The sequence below is a fragment of the Mycobacterium sp. DL440 genome (assembly GCF_011745145.1).
In the GTDB taxonomy this organism is placed as follows: domain Bacteria; phylum Actinomycetota; class Actinomycetes; order Mycobacteriales; family Mycobacteriaceae; genus Mycobacterium.
Genome location: NZ_CP050191.1, coordinates 5,538,938 through 5,556,587, shown reverse-complemented (window position 1 = coordinate 5,556,587; position 17,650 = coordinate 5,538,938). Strand labels below are relative to the sequence as shown.

The 17,650-nt window shown below is 67.2% G+C and carries 17 protein-coding genes; 11 read left to right on the top strand and 6 right to left on the bottom strand.

Features of this window, described 5'->3' with window-relative positions; translation table 11 throughout:
• Window positions 1-200: 200 nt before the first annotated feature.
• Window positions 201-1,391: a DUF3068 domain-containing protein gene (locus HBE63_RS27100; RefSeq protein WP_166907852.1), complete on the top strand. Its 1,191-nt coding sequence runs from the start codon at window positions 201-203 to the stop codon at window positions 1,389-1,391.
• Between the two features lie 22 nt (window positions 1,392-1,413).
• On the top strand, window positions 1,414-3,063 hold the full coding sequence (locus HBE63_RS27095) for a hypothetical protein (RefSeq protein WP_166910262.1): 1,650 nt from the start codon (window positions 1,414-1,416) through the stop codon (window positions 3,061-3,063).
• A 193-nt stretch (window positions 3,064-3,256) separates the two neighbouring features.
• On the opposite strand, the gene HBE63_RS27090 is transcribed toward HBE63_RS27095, so the two are convergent.
• Both HBE63_RS27090 and HBE63_RS27085 read right to left on the bottom strand, forming a co-directional pair.
• Window positions 3,257-4,609 (bottom strand): HNH endonuclease signature motif containing protein, encoded by a 1,353-nt coding sequence (locus tag HBE63_RS27090; protein WP_166907850.1) that lies wholly within the window; start codon window positions 4,607-4,609, stop codon window positions 3,257-3,259.
• Between the two features lie 486 nt (window positions 4,610-5,095).
• Entirely contained in the window at window positions 5,096-6,265 is a 1,170-nt protein-coding gene (locus HBE63_RS27085) for a glycosyltransferase family 4 protein (protein WP_166907848.1), read from the bottom strand.
• Between the two features lie 48 nt (window positions 6,266-6,313).
• Between HBE63_RS27085 and HBE63_RS27080 the strand changes: the two genes are divergently transcribed.
• From HBE63_RS27080 to HBE63_RS27070, 3 genes are all read left to right on the top strand, one after another.
• On the top strand, window positions 6,314-7,102 hold the full coding sequence (locus tag HBE63_RS27080; RefSeq protein WP_371815060.1) for a class I SAM-dependent methyltransferase: 789 nt from the start codon (window positions 6,314-6,316) through the stop codon (window positions 7,100-7,102).
• Between the two features lie 55 nt (window positions 7,103-7,157).
• Complete coding sequence (locus tag HBE63_RS27075; RefSeq protein ID WP_166907844.1) at window positions 7,158-8,630, top strand: aldehyde dehydrogenase; 1,473 nt, start codon at window positions 7,158-7,160, stop codon at window positions 8,628-8,630.
• Between the two features lie 150 nt (window positions 8,631-8,780).
• Window positions 8,781-9,002 (top strand): hypothetical protein, encoded by a 222-nt coding sequence (locus HBE63_RS27070; protein ID WP_036446466.1) that lies wholly within the window; start codon window positions 8,781-8,783, stop codon window positions 9,000-9,002.
• Window positions 9,003-9,079: 77 nt separating this feature from the next.
• Here HBE63_RS27070 and HBE63_RS27065 read toward each other — a convergent pair whose 3' ends face one another.
• The gene (locus HBE63_RS27065; RefSeq protein ID WP_166907843.1) at window positions 9,080-9,877 is read right to left on the bottom strand and encodes a crotonase/enoyl-CoA hydratase family protein; all 798 of its coding nucleotides are present in this window, start codon (window positions 9,875-9,877) and stop codon (window positions 9,080-9,082) included.
• A gap of 166 nt (window positions 9,878-10,043) precedes the next feature.
• Between HBE63_RS27065 and HBE63_RS27060 the strand changes: the two genes are divergently transcribed.
• A complete protein-coding gene (locus HBE63_RS27060) occupies window positions 10,044-10,208 on the top strand; it encodes a hypothetical protein (RefSeq protein WP_166907841.1) in 165 nt (54 codons plus the stop codon).
• Window positions 10,192-10,842 carry a TetR/AcrR family transcriptional regulator gene (locus tag HBE63_RS27055; protein ID WP_166907839.1) on the top strand — a complete coding sequence of 217 codons (651 nt, stop codon included), beginning with the start codon at window positions 10,192-10,194 and terminating at the stop codon, window positions 10,840-10,842. The genes HBE63_RS27060 and HBE63_RS27055 overlap by 17 nt, the downstream gene beginning before the upstream one ends.
• Here HBE63_RS27055 and HBE63_RS27050 read toward each other — a convergent pair.
• From HBE63_RS27050 to HBE63_RS27040, 3 genes are all read right to left on the bottom strand, one after another.
• Window positions 10,820-11,353: a dihydrofolate reductase family protein gene (locus HBE63_RS27050; protein WP_166907837.1), complete on the bottom strand. Its 534-nt coding sequence runs from the start codon at window positions 11,351-11,353 to the stop codon at window positions 10,820-10,822. The two genes, HBE63_RS27055 and HBE63_RS27050, sit on opposite strands and share 23 nt — an antisense overlap.
• A 3-nt stretch (window positions 11,354-11,356) precedes the next feature.
• On the bottom strand, window positions 11,357-12,280 hold the full coding sequence (locus HBE63_RS27045) for a helix-turn-helix domain-containing protein (protein WP_243858315.1): 924 nt from the start codon (window positions 12,278-12,280) through the stop codon (window positions 11,357-11,359).
• A 66-nt stretch (window positions 12,281-12,346) separates the two neighbouring features.
• The gene (locus tag HBE63_RS27040; RefSeq protein ID WP_166907833.1) at window positions 12,347-13,186 is read right to left on the bottom strand and encodes an arylamine N-acetyltransferase; all 840 of its coding nucleotides are present in this window, start codon (window positions 13,184-13,186) and stop codon (window positions 12,347-12,349) included.
• A 58-nt stretch (window positions 13,187-13,244) separates the two neighbouring features.
• Between HBE63_RS27040 and HBE63_RS27035 the strand changes: the two genes are divergently transcribed.
• The 4 genes from HBE63_RS27035 (at window position 13,245) to HBE63_RS27020 (ending at window position 17,650) form a co-directional block, all read left to right on the top strand.
• Window positions 13,245-13,817 carry a hypothetical protein gene (locus HBE63_RS27035; RefSeq protein ID WP_166907831.1) on the top strand — a complete coding sequence of 191 codons (573 nt, stop codon included), beginning with the start codon at window positions 13,245-13,247 and terminating at the stop codon, window positions 13,815-13,817.
• Between the two features lie 148 nt (window positions 13,818-13,965).
• Window positions 13,966-14,775: a 1-acyl-sn-glycerol-3-phosphate acyltransferase gene (locus HBE63_RS27030; protein WP_166907829.1), complete on the top strand. Its 810-nt coding sequence runs from the start codon at window positions 13,966-13,968 to the stop codon at window positions 14,773-14,775.
• 75 nt (window positions 14,776-14,850) lie between these two features.
• Window positions 14,851-16,428 (top strand): acyl-CoA ligase FadD12, encoded by a 1,578-nt coding sequence (gene fadD12, locus HBE63_RS27025; protein ID WP_243858787.1) that lies wholly within the window; start codon window positions 14,851-14,853, stop codon window positions 16,426-16,428.
• Window positions 16,421-17,650, top strand: coding sequence for an alpha/beta hydrolase (locus tag HBE63_RS27020; protein WP_166907825.1), 1,230 nt, complete (start codon window positions 16,421-16,423; stop codon window positions 17,648-17,650). Before fadD12 ends, HBE63_RS27020 begins: the two co-directional genes overlap by 8 nt.

The window sequence follows — 17,650 nt, the reverse complement described above, 5'->3', positions numbered from 1 at the left end:
CCTGAGATTCCGGTCCGGTTTCCGGGTCCGGTGCTCCGGTGGCCACGCCGACCAGTGTGCCGCTCGATGGCAACCCCGCCAAACTGCGGGTTAACGCGCCCGGGAGATGTCACAGGAGTAAGCAATGACCTTAGATAGTGCTGTTAGGGTCGAACGGGTTTGCCTCACGACGAGTTGGCCCACACTGAAGGAGGCCCGGTTTGAACCGCGCAGTGACGCTGCGTATCGCGGCATGTGGACTGATGGGGCTGGGTGCAGCTCTGCTCATCGCCGCACTGTTGTTGACCACGTATACCAAGGGCAAGATCGCCAAGATCCCGCTCAATCTGGATGCCAGTCTGGTCAGCGATGGGACCGCGACCGCTTTCGATCCGGAAACGCTGGTGGCCCCGAAGTTCTCGGTGGACCGCAACGTGCCGGTCGCACTGCAGCAGCAGGTCAGCGTGGAATCGCCGTCGAACGCCGAGGTGGTGACGCTGCAGGTGGGCAGCACACTGCGACGCACGGACCGCCAGAAGGACGGCGGTCTGCTGTTGGCGTTGGTGGACACCGTCACGATGAACCGCAGCACCGCGCTGGCCGTGTCCAGCGACAACAACCCGGGCGGTGCGCTGCAGAAGCCCCGCGCCATCGAAGACGAGAAGCCGCCGACCAACGTCGCGCTGCCGCACGAGGGCCTGACCTACCGGTTCCCGTTCGACACCGAGAAGAAGACCTACCCGTTCTTCGACGCGATCGCCCAGAAGGCGTACGACGCGAACTATGACGGTGAAGAAGACGTCAACGGGCTGACCACCTACCGGTTCATCCAGAACGTGGGCTACGACTCCAACGGCAAGCTGGCCGATCCGGTCAAGTACTCGTCGCTCTACGAGGACGACGCCGACAGTTCGGTCACCGCAAGCCCCGAGATGTGGGGTGTGCCCGGCGAACCCGACGAGCGGATCACGATGGACCGCTTCTACGCCGCGCAGCGCACCTTCTGGGTCGACCCGGTGTCGGGCACCATCGTCAAGGCGCAGGACCACGGCTACCAGTACTACGCGCGGGACAGGCTCAAGCCCGAGGTGACCTATGTCGACTACAAGGTCACCTACAACGAGGAGACCGTGGAGTCCCAGGTCGCGGCCGCTCAGGACGAGCGTGACCGAGTGTCACTGTGGACCCGCGTCCTGCCGATCACGTTCACCGCGCTGGGCCTGCTGGCGCTCGTCGGTGGCGCCGTGGTGGGTTCGTTCGCGGTGCGCGCCGAGTCCACGCTGATCGACCCCGGGCTCGACACCGCCGATCACGGCTTCTTCGACACCCAGGGTTTCCAGGTACCCGGCGCTGAGGCCAAGACCGAAAAACTGCCGGCTCAACGACCATCCGATCTACCGCCGGACCGGTGATCTGAGCCTGCGCTCTGCCCTGCTGCCGGCCTATTCGCTGGCACTGTCGTTATTGGTAACCGGGCCCCTGCTGGGGCCCGGTTACCTGCTTTTGCGGGACGCCGTCTCCACGCCCCGCTCATACCTGACCGATGCGGCGCTGGGCCTGACCGAAGCCGCGCCCCGGGCACTGCCGCAGGATTTTTTTGTCGCCCTGACCTCGACCGGACTGGACGGCGGGATCGTGGTCAAGGTCCTGCTCGTTGCGGGCCTGTGGCTGGCCGGCTGGGGCGCCGCACGACTGGCCTCGACGGTGTCGGGGCCCGGCTTGCCCGGCCAGTTCATCGCGGCGACGCTGGCCATCTGGAACCCGTATGTGGCCGAGCGGTTGCTGCAGGGGCACTGGAGTCTGCTGGTCGGTTACGGCTGCCTGCCCTGGGTGGCGGTGTGCGTGTTGCGGTTGCGCGGGGGGTCCCGCGCGCGACAAAGCGGTTCGGGCTCCCGCCCGGCGTGGGGTCTGGCGTTCTGGATCGCGCTGGCCGGGTTGACCCCGACGGGCCTGATGCTGGCCGCCACGGTCGCTCTCGTGTGCGTTGCGGTCCCCGGCGAGGGCTGGCGACGTCTGCGCGTCGCCGCCCTCGCGTCGGGAATCTCAGTCTTGGCTGCGACGCCGTGGTTGGTGGCCGCCGCTGTCGGTGGCACGGTGTCATCGCCGTCCTCAGCAGCCGGGGTTCAGGCGTTCGCCGCGCGGGCCGAGCCGGGGCTGGCCACCCTGGGCAGCCTGGCCGGCCTGGGTGGAATCTGGAACGGCGAAGCCGTACCCGGCTCGCGCACAACGCTTTTCGCCCTGGTTGCCACTGTCGTACTGGTTGGCATCGTCGCGCTCGGCCTGCCCGTGGTGGTCCGCAACCGCACGGCGGTACCGCTGCTGATCCTGGCGGTGGCGGCCGTGCTGATCCCGGCGGCGATGGCCACGGGCCCCGGGTTGGCGTTCGTCGACGCGACGATCCAGGCCATACCCGGCCTCGGCGTGGTGCGCGACGGACAGAAATGGGTGGCCCTGGCCATGCCGGGCTACGTGCTGGCCGCTGCCGCCGCCCCGGTCACCTTGCAGCGCCTGCGGGTGCCGGACACCGCTGCTGCCGCGGTGTGCTGCGCAGCGCTGATCGCGGTGCTGCCGGATCTCGCCTGGGGCGTCGGCAATCAGATGCGCGCGGTGCAGTATCCCGCGAGCTGGGCCGACGCGGCGGCGCAGATCAACTCCGACCCCCGGCCCGTGGTTGCGCTCCCCCCGCACAGCATGCGTGAATTCTCCTGGGCGCCTGGCGCTCCGGTGCTCGACCCACTGCCGCGGTGGCTGCGTGCGGAGGTGCTGACGACCGGCGACCTGTCCATCGGCGGCCAGACCGTACCCGGTGAAGGGGTACACGCGCGGGCCGTGCAGGACCTGGTGCTCTCGGGGGCAACCGATCAACAACTGGCCGAAGCCGGGGTGGGCTGGGTGGTGCGCGAATCCGATCAGGAGGTATCGGTGCAGTACGTCGGCGGCTCGGCGCCCGCGGCGCCACATCGCGGCGTAATGATCGCCTCGCACCTGGTGTGGCTTCTGACCCTGGCCGGTGGGGCGATCGGGATGGGCATCAGCCGACGTCCGACGTCCGACGGGCTGCGGTCACGGTGTGGTCTTGGATAGGGTTGCGCCGGTCCAGCGCTCGGCATTGTGCCGTCCCGTCGACGTGACTCGGCCAAACCTGTTCTGAGAGTGCATCTCTGGGTAGCGTGCTGGTGTGGGTTGGTCGTGGCGGGTCCGGCGGGCCTTGCCGCCGAGACCCGCCGCATTTTGGCGGTTTTCACTGTGTAGTTGTCAAACAGCGTCGAGATGTTGGTTATGCGGCGGTGGGCAAGATGGTCAGGGTGCGGCGTGCGTGTGAGCGCAGGTGTGGTGGTTCGGGGCCTGCCGGATCGCGGGGTGGGATGAACCAGGGATGGCGGTCGGGTCCGAGGTAAAGCTGCCAGTCGCTGTGGTGGATCAAGGTGTGGTGGTGGCGGCAGAGCAGCACACCGTTGTCGAGGCTGGTGGCTCCTCCTGTGGCCCATTGGTTGATGTGGTGAGCGTCGCACCAGGACACGGGTCTGCCGCAACCGGGGAAGGCGCATCCGCGATCGCGCACGGCCAGGGCTTTGCGGATGCGGGGTGGGAACAGTCGCTCGGCGCGTCCCACGTCCAGGGGCGCCTGGTTCTCATCGACGAGGACCAACTCGGCGGTGGCGTCGCACGCGATCAGGTCCGCGGTCGCGGTGCTGATCGGCCCGGTGAAACCGAGCGTGTCCACCACGCCCTGCGGACCGAACACCCCCACCCCCGCCGCTGTGGGTGGTGTCGGGTGGGCGGGCCGGATCAGGGTGACATGCGGGAGCACTCCACCGGAGGTGGGACGCCCCGAATGCGACAAGTAATCACGGACCAGTTGCCCGAACGCGTCGGCACGACGCCGGGTGGCCGGGCGGGGGTCGGGTGATCCATCCGGTAGTGGCACGGGCCGGCATAACGGGTCTAATGCGGCGAACAGTTCTTCCCCGGTGAGGGCATCGAGGTCCAGGGTGGCGCTGAGGCGGCCCTCGTCGTTCTGGTTCAGCGTCATCTCGTTGAGGTCGGTGTTCTCGGCGACCGGCACCACCGCCTCCGGCCCTGGTGGGGTCGGTGCCCAGCCCAGGGCGATCTCGCGGGCTTTGGCGTTCACTGCCGAGGGGGTGGTCTGGATCATCAGGGTGCGCACCACCTGGGCCCGGTCCTGATCGGACAACGCGACACGGCCGCCGATGTGTGTGATGCCTGTGCCGACCGCATCGGCGACCTCGATGCCCACGGCCCCCAGACGTTGCTGCGCAGTCAGCGCGGGCAGGGTGTGCGCGACGCGCCCGACCCGTGCTGCCCGATACGCCGCTGCGGGGGCCACACCCAGGCCGGTCAACAACTGCGCCCCGCTGCGTAGGTGTTGGCGGGCCGCGATCCCGGCGCGTTCGGCCGCGGCGGCCGCCTGGGCGATCACATGATTCAACAGGTTGGCGGCGGTGACCGCCGCCGCGAGGACCGCCAGCAGCGGCTGGTCATCCACCACCGGCCGGGGACTGTCGAGCAGATGAAACAACCGGCGATCAGCATCGGCCTCGGATGGCGGTGACGGGCACAGTTCATCGATGAGCACATCAATGACGGTGTCCAGATAGGTGGCGTCCATGACAGATACCCACGCTTTCAACACAGAAGGTGGTGCGGGCGAAGCTCTCAGTTGCCTTCCGGGGAAGAACTTCTATTCGAACATATGTTCGAGTCTACGCCTCGTGATGACCTCACACAAGCTCATCTCTCAAGACATCGGTGACAGTTCCGGTGCTCGACGTTCTGCACCGAGCCCGACATATCTCGAAAGTCGTTCTACGCGTTGCGCAACCGCCGTCGAAGTTCAGTGACGAAGTCAAAGAACAGGCCGTTGCGACGGTTCGTCAATCCGGCCGCGAATGCATGCCGGCAGTTCGATGCCACCGGAGTACGAGTTGGGCCACGCGCGTAAGTGCGTGACCCTTCAGCTCCGCTGTGCGGTCGCCTCCCACGTGGCGCGGAGCGAGGCCCTCGAAACCCTCACCACAGCAATTCACACGCGGGCCTGGACATCGCCACCATTCTTGTCGATAAGGACGCCGACAAGCGTTGACCGACTGCGCCCCTACACCAACCCGCTGACGTAGCTGCCCCCGTGCACCGATTCCAGCACTGTCCGCATCGCGTCCGCGCTGAGCGTCCAAGAGAATTCGTCGCTGCGAGCCTGGGCCTTACTGCCCAGCTGAACCCGCAGCACCGGGTCACTCAACAGCTGATGCAGCCCGGCGACCAGGGCGTCGCGGTCCTCCGCGAGTAGCCCGGTGACCCCGTCGATGATCGAGTCGGTCAGCCCGCCGGAGGCGCGGTAACCGATCGTCGGCACCCCGTGCTGGGCAGCCTCGGTGACCGCCAGCCCCCAGCCCTCTTTCCGCGACGGCAGCACATGTACCCAACTCTGCTGCAGCACACGGTGTTTGGTCTCTTCGTCGACGTGCCCGTGGAACGTGACCGAATCGGAGATGCCGAGCAACTCGGCGTGTTCGACCAGTCGTTTCCGCCACCAGCCGCCGCCCAGGATGTCGAGGTGCAGCCCGGGAATCTTGGTGCGCAGCGTCGCGACGGCTTCCAGGGCGTCTTCGATCTGCTTGTGCGGCACCAGCCGGGACAGCACCACCAGACGCGGACTGGTCGACCGCGGCAGCTCCAGAGTGTGGACGGGAGCCTCGTCAAGTCCGTTGCGCACCACCGCAATACGGCCGGAATCCACCCCCAGCCCGTTGAGATCACGGGCCGAGGGCAGCGACACGGTGACGTACTGGTTGCGGCGGTGCAGCCGCGGGGAGAGTTTGGACTCGACGAACCAGCCGATCCGGCCGCGTACCGGGCCGGCCACCGGCCACAGTTCCCGGTGACAGTGGTGCACCAGCACCGCCACCCGGCGGCCGAACGCGAGCCGGGCCAGGAACGGCAGCCCGTTCTGGGTGTCGATGACGACGTCCGGCCGGACCCTGCCCAACGGCCCGAGGCCGACGCGGGAGGCCACCATGGCCAGCCCGGCCCAGATGTACACGCTGTACGGTCCCCCGGCCCGATTGATCTGTACGCCGTCGACCACCTCGCGGCGGGCTGCACCCGGGTACCGCGCGGTGCGCAACGTCACGCTGACCCCGTCGTCGGCCAGGCACGCGCCGATTCGCTGCAGATACGCCTCACTGCCGCCCCCCTGCGGGTGCCCCGTATCGCGCCAGCAGAGCAGCAGGACGCTCCGCAGGCGAGGATCGGGACGGGCAGACATCGTGTTGAGGGTACCGGTCAGTAGGTTGGGCAGGTGCAGCCCAGCGACATCTCGGCGCGCTTTGCCCGCCGGGCGACCCTGAGCCGGTCGGTGCGCCTACTCGCGCAATTCCGGTTCGAGCAGAGCGAACCGGCCCGCTTCTACGGCGCGCTGGCCGCCGACACCCTCGACGTGGTCACTGATTTGTGGTCCGGTGCCACCGGCGAATCCCCTGTTGGGCGCACCGTGCTCGACGTGGGCGGCGGGCCCGGCTACTTCGCGTCGGCGTTCGATCAGGCCGGCATGCACTACATCGGGGTGGAGCCGGATCCCCGCGAGGCGCACGCCGGAGCCGCGAGGGCGGCGACATCCGGCCTGAGCCCAGCGACCGACTCCGCATCGGGCAAGTTCGTCCGAGCCTCCGGGATGGCGCTGCCGTTCGCCGACGACAGCGTCGACATCTGCCTGTCGTCGAATGTCGCCGAGCATGTGCCGCATCCGTGGCGGCTGGGCAACGAGATGTTGCGGGTGACCAAGCCCGGCGGGTTGGTGGTGTTGTCCTACACGGTGTGGCTCGGCCCGTTCGGCGGCCATGAGATGGGGCTGACGCACTATCTGGGCGGTGCCCGGGCGGCTGAGCGCTACACCCGCAAACATGGCCACCGCCCCAAGAACGACTACGGCTCGTCGTTGTTCGCAGTGTCCGCGGCCGACGGTCTGCAATGGGCGGCCAGCACCGGCGCGTTGATATCAGCTTTTCCGCGCTACCACCCACGATGGGCCTGGTGGATGACCGCGGTACCGGGGTTGCGGGAGTTTTTGGTGAGCAATCTGGTGTTGGTTCTGCGCCCCTCCTGAAACCGTCAACTGGAACAGGTTCTCGTTTCTAGGAAACCTAGGTAATGTGACGGCCATGACACAAAGCACCACCACGCGCACCGAGTTCGACAAACTGTTCATCGGCGGCCACTGGGTGGAGCCTTCGACCTCCGAGGTCATCGAGGTCTTCTCCCCCGCGACCGGCGAGAAGGTCGGCCAGGTCCCGCTGGCCGCCGAGGCCGATGTCAACGCCGCGTGCGTCGCGGCCCGCAAGGCGTTCGACGACGGCCCGTGGCCCCGCATGTCGCCCGAAGAGCGCCAGGCCGTGCTGGCCAAGGCCGTCGAACTCATCAACGCACGGGCCGACGACTTCAAGCACCTGCTGAAGCTGGAGACCGGCCAGCCCCCGACCATCGTCGACATGATGCAGTTCGGCGCGGGCGTTTCCAGCCTGCAGTACTACGCCGGCGCGGCCGACAAGTACGACTGGAAAGACATCCGCGACGGCATCTACGGCCAGACCCTGGTCGTCAAGGAGCCGATCGGCGTCGTCGGCGCCGTCATCGCCTGGAACGTGCCGTTCTTCCTGGCCTGCAACAAGCTGGGCCCGGCCCTGCTCGCCGGCTGCACCGTCGTGCTCAAGCCGGCCGGTGAGACCCCGCTGACCACCAACCTGTTCGCCGAGGTGCTGACCGAGGCCGGCCTGCCCGAGGGCGTGCTCTCGGTGGTGCCGGGCGGACCGGAAACCGGTCGCGCCCTGACCGCCAACCCCGAGCTGGACAAGTTCACCTTCACCGGCTCCAGCGGCGTCGGCAAGGAGATCGGCAAGATCGCCGCCGAGAAGCTCAAGCCCTGCACGCTGGAACTCGGCGGCAAGTCCGCGGCGATCATCCTCGAGGACGCCGACGTGGACTCCACCATGCCGATGCTGGTGTTCTCCGGCCTGATGAACTGCGGCCAGGCCTGTGTGGGCCAGACCCGCATCCTGGCACCGCGGTCGCGGTACGACGAGGTCGTCGAGAAGTTGTCGGCAGCTGTCGCCGCCATGCCGGTCGGCCTGCCCGACGACCCGGCCTCGATGATCGGCCCGCTGATTTCGGAGAAGCAGCGTGAGCGGGTCGAGGGCTACATCAAGAAGGGCGTCGAGGAAGGTGCCCGCATCGTCACCGGCGGTGGCCGTCCCGAAGGCTTGGATTCGGGCTGGTTCGTGCAGCCGACGGTGTTCGCCGACGTCGACAACTCGATGACCATCGCCCAGGAGGAGATCTTCGGGCCGGTGCTCGTAGTGATCCCGTTCGACACCGAGGAAGACGCGGTGCGCATCGCCAACGACTCGCCGTACGGCCTGGCCGGCAGCGTGTACACGACGGACTTCCCGAAGGCCGTCGAGATCGCCTCGAAGATCCGCACCGGCACCTACGCCGTGAACATGTACGCCTTCGATCCCGGCGCCCCGTTCGGCGGCTTCAAGAACTCGGGTATCGGACGCGAGAACGGCCCGGAGGGCATCGACGCCTACACCCAGGCCAAGAGCGTGCTGCTGCCGTTCGGCTACACCCCCGAGTAAAAATCGTCGGGAGTCATCTCCCGCGAACAGACGCAAATGTCCCGGAAGACCACGGTTTTCCGGGACATTTGTGTCTTCTCGGCCAGGAAGTGGACAGCCGGGATTCAGGTTCGGCCGTTAGCGTGGCCCCTCCGACCATGAGGAGGCACCGTGGCAGTTTCCGTTGATCTGGCGAAGTCGCTCGACAAGGCCTACGAGGACAAGTCGCTCAAAGAGATCCTGGATGCCTCTCCGGCGGCACTGGCCGGGGTCACGGACGCCGACGCCGAACATCTCGCCGCGGCGTTCAACATCAAGACCGTGCGCCAGCTCGGGTCCAACAAGTTCTTCGCGGTGGCCGCGGCGCTGGTCGCGTTGGAGTCCGCCGGCTGATTTCCTTCGGCGAGCAGACGCGGCGGTACCCGCTTTCACGCGATTTGGGGTACCTAAGTGTCTGCTCGCCGGGGAACTCAGCGGCCCTGGAAGTTCGCGGCGCGTCGTTCGATGAAGGACTGCACACCTTCGGCGGCGTCGGCGGTGCCGAACAGTTCGGCAACGACGGGCCGGAGCCGCGCGATTGCCGCGGAGTCTCCTTCGCGGAGCGCGGTGTGCGCCGAGGCCAGGGTGGCGCGAACCCCGAGCGGCGCGGCGCGATCGGCGATCGTGTGCGCGATCTCCCGGGCTCGGGCGACGGCCGTATCGGCATCCGGGGCCACCTCCTGGATCAGCCCGATGCGGTACCCCTCTACCGCGTCGAACTCGTCCCCGGTGAGCAACCACCGCATCGCGTTGCCCCAGCCGGTCTGGCGCGGTAGCCGCAGGGTGGCACCGCCGAACGGGTAGATGCCGCGCAGCACCTCGATCTGGGCGAAACGGGTGTCCCGCGCGGCGATGCGGATGTCGGCGGCCAGGAGCAGTTCGATGCCGAGAGTCAGACACCGGCCCTGGGCTGCGGCGACGACCGGTTTGGACCAGTCACCGTCGAGGCGCCAGGGATCGCGTCCGCCCTCGGGCACGGGCAGTTCACCCCTGGCGACATACGGCGCCACGTCGACGAGATCGAGGCCCGCGGTGAAGTGCTCACCGTGCGCGAACAGCACACCGACGCGCAGGTCGTCGTCGGATTCCAGCAGTCCGTAGGCCAGCGAGAGATCGGTGAGCATCGCGAGGTTGAACGCGTTGCGTTTCTCCGGGCGGTTCAGCCCGATCAGCAGGACGTGGCCATCCCGCTGCAGCGTGAGGGTGTCGAGTGCCGGGTCTGTCGTCATAGGGGCAGTCAACGCCGACCCGCAGAATTATGCAAGACATCATAATTCTGTCCGCATCAACCGCCCGAGTGAGGACCTGTTCAGGAGCCGTTCACCTGCTAGCCTCTTGCGCACAAGCATGTTCGTTGGATACTCGACATCATGCGAGGATTCCATCGTTTTTATGATGGATGACATAGAAGGGCGGTGCGCGATGTGGGTCGTTGAACTCAACCTCGCCGGTCACCGGTTCACCCGTCGGGTCCGCACGCCACATACCCCGGTGCGCACCCTCACCCCGCGGATGCTGCTTCGCTGTTCCTCGCAATTCCTGCATGACCGAGTCGCCTGACACCGCCACGAAGCCGCGGAACAAGCGCGGCTCCACCCGCGCCCGCATGCTCGGCAGCGCGGTCGAGGTGTTGCGCGAGCGGGGCGCAGCCGGTGTCACGATCGATGAAGTTCTCACCCGTAGCGGCGCCCCGCGCGGTTCGGTGTACCACCATTTCCCCGGCGGCCGCCGTCAGATCCTCATGGAGGCACTGCAGTTCGCCGCGGATACCATCGGTGACGTCATCGGCGCCGAAACGTCGGACAACGCATGGGATCTGGTGCACCGGTTCGTCGAGTTCTGGCAACGTGTGCTCACCGGAAGCGATTTCACCGCAGGTTGCCCGGTGGTGGCGGTCGCGATCGCCGATCCGGACGAAGAACCGGAACTCACCGCGGCAGCCGGCGCCATCTTCGACCGCTGGCGCACCGCCCTGACCGCTGACTTCGCCGCCGACGGCTTCGAGGCATCCGACGCGTCCTCCCTGGCGGTCACGTGCATCGCGGCCCTGGAGGGCGCCGTGGTGCTGTGCCGATCGTCGAGATCGGTCGGACCCCTGCACGATGTCGCCCGCCAACTCGAATTCCTGATCAAGTCAAAGGAGTTCGTTCTCCGCAACGGCGTGCCCCGGCTCAGCCGGCCGTCTGCGTCCTGACCCAGCGGGCGCAGACGAAATCACCGTTGAGCGCAGACTCGGCCAGCGCCCACTCGGAACGGACCGGTAGCACCGGTGACCCCGCACCCAGCGAACAGGGCGCGTAACTGACGATCATCTCGTCGATCAGCGCGGCCGTGACGAACTGGGCAGCGACCTGCCCTCCCCCGACCACCCAGACGTCCTTGCCCGCCGCGGCCGCCACCAGCTCGGGGTGCAACTCGGCAACATCACCCGAGAACACCCGCACCGGATGCGCAGCAGACACGATCTCGGGCCGGCGGGTCAGCACCCATGTCGGCTGCTCGTACCCCCACTCGTCGGGATGGTTCTTCACGATCCATTCGTAGGTCGACGACCCCATCGCCAGTGCGCCAATGGTTTTGATGAACTCGTCGTAGCCGAACGGGCCCTGCTGGTCGATGTGACGCGAGATCAGCCAATCCAGACTGTCCTCGGTGTCGACGATGAAACCGTCCAAGCTCGACGCGGTGTAGTACACGGTCTTCAACGGTCAGTCCTTCCTCATCCATTCGAGTGGGTCACCCCGGTCGACAGCGACACCGTGCCGGGACAACATGCCGCGCACGAGCGCACGCCGGTGTGCCGAGTAGGTGAGTACGTGCGCGATGATCCCGTACAGCTGAAACGATTCCGGTGGATCGCACAGTGCGTCGATCACCGTGTCACCCAACCGTCCGGCAGCTGAGTATTCGGATATCAGCGTGGTCCAACGCTTTCCGATCACGCGATGGTGTGCGGCGAGTTGCTTGGCAGTCGCCTGGCCGGTCGTGGCCCGGGAGGGGAAGTCCCGGCCCTCGATGGTGGCCAGCCAGACCTCCTTGGTCCACACGATCGCGCCTAGCGCCGCGGCGACACTCGCTTCGGTCCCGTCCCAGTCGAGCACCACCTGCCCCGGTGAGATCTCCTGCGCCCATTGCTGTTCAGAGAGGTTGGCTGCCTCGCCGACCAGGTACTCGGTGTCGGCGACATCGTGCACGAGCATGAACTGGGCGATGTCCGGGCCGGCGGCCTCTCCGGGCTCCGCGTCGCACCACAACGCCTGCGGCGGGTGGAAATGCACCCCGTTGGGAGCGGTCAACCGGAACCCGACATCGTCGGCACGGGAGGGCGGCACCCCGAATGCGCGGCGAAAGGCCCTGGAGAACACCTCGGCCGAAGACCACCCCTCGGACTCGGCTACTTCGGCCACCCCGGCCCCCTGCTGCAGCCGCCACGCCGCCCGCTCGAGCATGACCCGTCGGCGCAGCGCCGCAGGTGGCTCCCCGGTGAGCCTGCGCACCTCCCGGGAGAAGTGAAACTCCGACGAGTAACTGCTACGGGCCATATCGCCCACGCCGGAGTTCTCGTCGTCGACGACGGCGTCGAGCAGCTCCCGCAGCCGGTCACGCCCGTTCGGTTCAACCTCCACGGTCACCGAGTATGGTCGCCCGCCATCGGCGCGACCATGACATTTCCTGCTGCGCCCCTGCGGTCGTCGGCCTCAGCTGTCCAGCACCTGCGCCACCCGTGCCTCGACGTCGACGCCATCGAGATCGGACAGGTTGATGCCGAACCGCTCGGTGAGCGCATCGAGAACCTCTGCGGCGGTGTCGAAGCGGATCTTCTCGGTCCCATCGTGACCGTGGATGGCCAGGTTCCGGCCGCGAAGGTTGATCCGGGCGTCATCGGTGACCAGGGCCGCGGTCAGCCCGGTGACGAAGATCCCGCCCGGATGCGTTGACACATACCAGCTTCCGACTTCCAGGTCGATGCGCGGCTGCGGCACGGTGGTGAACCGGTACAGCGGCTGCCACTGCCCGCGAACCTGCGCGGCCAGCTCGTACTCCGGCTCGTGGCGGGTGGGCAATTCCATCAGCCGGTAGGGCTCGTGGCGGGTCTGCTGCACCGCGGCGGTCTGCAAGCGGATCGGGGACGACAGCGTCTGCCCACCGAAACCGACGTCGACCAGGAAGCGTCCAGCCTCGCCCGGCACCGTCACGGCAAGCACGTTGTGGGTGAGCGCGGGCAACGGAGCGTCGGGTTCCTTCATCCACACCACGCGCCCGGCCAACCGGTCGACGCCGTACCCCATTTCGTCCAGCGCATGACCGAGCAGCCCGTTGTGCTCGTAGCAGTAGCCACCGCGGCGCCGGGTGACCAGCTTGTCGGCAAGCGCCTCGGAGCTGAGGTCAGCCACCGGGATGCCCAGCAGCGGGTCGAGGTTCTCGAACGGGATCGAGCGACCGTGCGCGGCGACGATGCTGCACAGCGTGTCCGAATCGGCTGACGCCGAGCCTTCATAGCCGATCCGGTCGAGGTACGCGATGAGGTCGAATCCCATGGTCGCCAATGATGGTGCCTCAACGGCGGTTGAGGTCAACCCGGAGGACACTGGTCCCATGGCTGCACATCTCACCGAGGCGTTGCGGGAAGACCTGCTGGCCCGCTGGTCCGAACCCCACCGCAAGCATCACAATGTCGCGCACCTGCGCGAAGTGCTCGACGCGATCGGAACCCTTGGCGACGACGGCCTGCACTTCGACCGGGAAGCCGTCGAACTCGCGGCGTGGTTCCACGATGCGATCTACGAGATCGGGCGCGACGACAACGAAGAGCGGTCGGCAGTGTTGGCCCGCCAACTGTTGGCCGGATTCGCGGACCGCGACGAGGTGGCCCGCCTCGTGCTGGCCACCAAGTCGCACAAAGTCGACCCAGGTGACGTCAACGGCGCGGTGCTCAGCGACGCCGACCTGTCGGTCCTCGGGGCACCCGCCCTGCGCTACCGCCACTACGTCGACGCGGTGCGTGAGGAGTATGCATCGGTGCCCGACGGCGTCTTCCGGCCGGCGCGGGCGCAGGTGCTCGCGGCGTTGCTCGACGGACCGATCTTCCACACCGGCCCCGGCCTGCAGCGCTGGGAAGAGCAGGCCCGACGCAACGTCGCCGAGGAGATAAGCGAGCTGAACTCATAGCGACGCCACTCGACCTGTGGTTTTGAGAGGATTGACCGCAGCTACTCGGCGGTAGGTAGATGAACCTGCGGAGCGAATGGGTTTTTCACCCTCGACCTGGGTACACTAGCAAAACTAGAACACGTTCCAATCCACATAGGGGGACCCTGTGGCCGCGACCGACGTCGACCCGTCCGAAATCACCAAGTGGGATCCGGGCCTGACCGAGAAGGTCATGGGCCTCTTGCGGCCACTCATCAAGGGCTACCACCGTGCGGAGGTGCGCGGGCTGGACAACTTCCCCAACGGCGGCGCCCTGGTGGTGTCGAACCATTCCGGCGGCCTGTTCGCCCTGGACGTGCCGGTGTTCGCGACCGGCTTCTACGAGAAGTTCGGTTACGAGCGCCCGGTCTACACCCTCAGCCACGACATGCTGATGACCGGCCCGACCGCGGCCTTCTTCAAGAAGACCGGCTTCATCCGAGCCAACCACGAGAACGCCGACGAGGCGCTGCGCTCGGGCGGCGTTGTCGTGGTGTTCCCCGGCGGTGACTACGACGTGTACCGACCAACCCTGTCAGCGAACAAGATCGACTTCGCCGGACGTACCGGTTACATCAAGGCCGCGATCAACTCCGGCGTCCCGATCGTGCCCATGGTCGGCATCGGCGGGCAGGAAACCCAACTGTTCCTGTCCCGCGGCACCGAGATCGCCAAGGCGCTCGGCCCCATCGCGCGGATGGCCCGCACCAAGATCGTGCCCGTGTCGTTCGGCTTCCCGTTCGGCCTGTCCGCTGTGCTGCCCCTCAATGTGCCGTTGCCGACCAAGATCGTGATGACGACGCTGCCGCCGATCGACATCGCGGCCGAATTCGGCGAGAACCCCGACATCGACGAGGTCGACGCGCACGTCCGTCGGGTGATGCAGCGCGCGCTGGACGAGCTGGCCGATGAGCGCCGCTTCCCGGTGATCGGCTGAGGACCGGTGAATCCGCTCGATCTGCTGACGGGACCGCTGGACCGAGTCACCGACACCGTCGGTCTGGTCACGACCATGCGCCGCGCCGGTGTCATCACGGCGATGCGCCCGGACAAGTACCTGCGCATCGCTTCGGCCATGGCCCGCGAAAACATGAGCGTCACTTCGGGTTTCGCGGCCTCGGCCCAGCGATGCCCCAACCGGCCCGGTCTGGTCGACGAGCTCGGCACGCTGACCTGGCAGCAGGTCGACCAACAGGCCGACGCCCTGGCCGCCGGGCTGCAGGCGCTGCCGGGTGGTGAGCCGAAAGTGCTGGGCATCATGGCCCGCAATCACCGCGGCTTCGTCCTGTCGCTGATCGCCGCCAACCGCATCGGTGCGGACGTCCTGCTGCTCAACACGTCCTTCGCCGCACCCGCCATGGCCGAGGTGGTCGACCGCGAGTCCGTTGACGCCGTCATCTACGACGAGGAGTTCACCGAGACCGTCGACCGGGCGCTGTCCGATCTCCCCACATCCGCACGGATCGTGGCGTGGACCGACACCCACGCCCACGACGTCACGGTGGCCAAGCTCGTCGAGCAGCACCGCGGCACGGAACCGCGACGGGCAACCGAGAAAAGCAAGGTGATCTTGCTGACCTCGGGTACCACCGGAACTCCCAAGGGCGCCAAGCATTCCGGTGGCGGGCCCGAGGTACTCAAGGCGATCCTGGATCGCACCCCGTGGCACACCGAAGAGCGCGTCGTGATCGTCGCGCCGATGTTCCACGCCTGGGGTTTCTCCCAGTTGGCCTTCGCGGCGTCGATGGCCTGCACCATCGTCACCCGGCGCAAGTTCGATCCCGAAGCCACGCTCGAGCTCGTCGACCGGCACCGGGCCAAGGGCCTGTGCGTGGTACCGGTGATGTTCGACCGGATCATGGACCTGCCCGAGAACGTACTGAATCGCTATGACGGCCGGACGCTGCGGTTCGCCGCGGCATCCGGATCCCGTATGCGCCCCGACGTCGTCACCGCGTTCATGGACCGGTTCGGCGACATCATCTACAACAACTACAACGCCACCGAGGCCGGCATGATCGCCACCGCGATGCCGGCCGACCTGCGCGCCGCTCCCGATACGGCGGGTAAACCGGCCGAGGGCACCGAGATCCGCATCCTCGATACCGAGTTCCGGCGGGTCCCCACCGGCGAGGTGGGCACCATCTACGTGCGCAATTCGACGCAGTTCGACGGCTACACCGGGGGCCCCACCGTCAAAGGCAAGGACTTCCACGAAGGCTTCATGTCCTCGGGTGATGTCGGTTACCTGGACGAGGCGGGCCGGTTGTTCGTGGTAGGCCGCGACGACGAGATGATCGTCTCCGGCGGCGAGAACGTGTACCCGATCGAGGTGGAGAAGGTCCTGGCCGGCCATCCCGATGTCGCCGAGGCCGCGGTCATCGGTGTCGACGACGAGAAGTACGGTCAGCGACTCGTCGCGTTCGTGAGGCTCTCGGGCGCCGCCACGGCCGACGACCTCAAGGCGTATGTTCGGGAGAACCTCGCCAATTACAAAGTGCCGCGGGAGATCACCGTGCTCGATGAGTTGCCACGCAACAGCACCGGCAAGATCGACCGCCGTCAACTGCAGGAGATCGTGAATGGCTGAACGCCGACGGCTGCTCGCAGCCGCCGCCGAGTTGCTCAATGCCGCCAACGCAGTGAAGCCGCTCGGGCGCAGGGGTTACAGCACCGTACAGTCCTTCGCGTTCGGCTGGCCGACCTCGGAGAACGCCCCGCTGGTGATCACCGTGTCAGCGCTCGATGCGCTGCGCCGCGGCATCCGGGGCGACTATCGCTCCGCGGGTGGTCGAATCTCATTGCTGCTCAAGGCCATTTCGTGGGGGCTGTTGGTGCTGGTGCACCGGCGCGGTGTGCAGTCCCGGCCCTTCTTCGAGAATCCGGTGCACGAAGCCCTCGCCGACGAGTACCCGTCGACGGTGCGGCCCCTACGCCGTGGTGAGGTGTACTCCACCGCGATGAGCCGGCACCGCTACGCCCGCAAGACTGTGCACTACGGTCCGCACCGGGCCAACCTGGCCGACATCTGGATGCGCCCCGACCTGCCGCGCGACGGCAAAGCGCCGGTGCTGCTGCAGGTCCCGGGCGGGGCATGGATGATCGGCATGCGCCGGCCGCAGTCGTATCCGCTGATGAGCCACCTGGCCGAGCAGGGCTGGATCTGTGTATCGATCGGTTACCGGATCAGCCCGCGCCACCCGTGGCCCAACCACATCGTCGACGTGAAACGGGCGTTGGCGTGGGTGAAGGAGAACATCGCCGAGTACGGCGGCGACCCGGACGCGGTGTGTATCACCGGCGGTTCGGCGGGCGGGCACCTGACCGCGTTGGCCGCGCTGACTCCCAACGATCCCAAGTGGCAACCGGGATTCGAGGACGCCGACACCTCGGTGGCGGCCGCGGTGCCCGTCTACGGTCGCTACGACTGGTTCAGCACCACGGGCCCCGGGCGCGAAGAGTTCATGGAGATCCTGGAGCGGCTGATCGTCAAGCTGCCGCTGGCCACCAATGACCAGGTGTACCGGGACGCGTCACCGATCACCCTGGTACATCCCGATGCACCGCCGTTCTTCGTGCTGCACGGGACTAACGACTCACTCATCCCGGTGGTCGAAGGCCGCGATTTCGTCGCCGCCCTGCGCGAGGTATCGAAATCGCCGGTGATCTACGCCGAGATCCCGCATGCACAGCACGCCTTCGACATCTTCGGCTCACCCCGTGGGCACTATACGGCCGATGCCGTCGCAGAGTTTCTGGCCTGGGCGCGGGCCCGGGCTCAGCTCACCGCGAGCTCCGCTGCCGGTCGGTAA

Coding starts and splice junctions, on each gene's coding strand:
- fadD12 (WP_243858787.1), top strand. CDS start 14,851: ATGCGCCGCGCCGGTGTCATCACGGCGATGCGCCCGGACAAGTACCTG.
- HBE63_RS27020 (WP_166907825.1), top strand. CDS start 16,421: ATGGCTGAACGCCGACGGCTGCTCGCAGCCGCCGCCGAGTTGCTCAAT.
- HBE63_RS27040 (WP_166907833.1), bottom strand. CDS start 13,186: ATGGGATTCGACCTCATCGCGTACCTCGACCGGATCGGCTATGAAGGC.
- HBE63_RS27065 (WP_166907843.1), bottom strand. CDS start 9,877: ATGACGACAGACCCGGCACTCGACACCCTCACGCTGCAGCGGGATGGC.
- HBE63_RS27090 (WP_166907850.1), bottom strand. CDS start 4,609: ATGGACGCCACCTATCTGGACACCGTCATTGATGTGCTCATCGATGAA.
- HBE63_RS27035 (WP_166907831.1), top strand. CDS start 13,245: ATGGCTGCACATCTCACCGAGGCGTTGCGGGAAGACCTGCTGGCCCGC.
- HBE63_RS27085 (WP_166907848.1), bottom strand. CDS start 6,265: ATGTCTGCCCGTCCCGATCCTCGCCTGCGGAGCGTCCTGCTGCTCTGC.
- HBE63_RS27055 (WP_166907839.1), top strand. CDS start 10,192: ATGACCGAGTCGCCTGACACCGCCACGAAGCCGCGGAACAAGCGCGGC.
- HBE63_RS27075 (WP_166907844.1), top strand. CDS start 7,158: ATGACACAAAGCACCACCACGCGCACCGAGTTCGACAAACTGTTCATC.
- HBE63_RS27060 (WP_166907841.1), top strand. CDS start 10,044: ATGGATGACATAGAAGGGCGGTGCGCGATGTGGGTCGTTGAACTCAAC.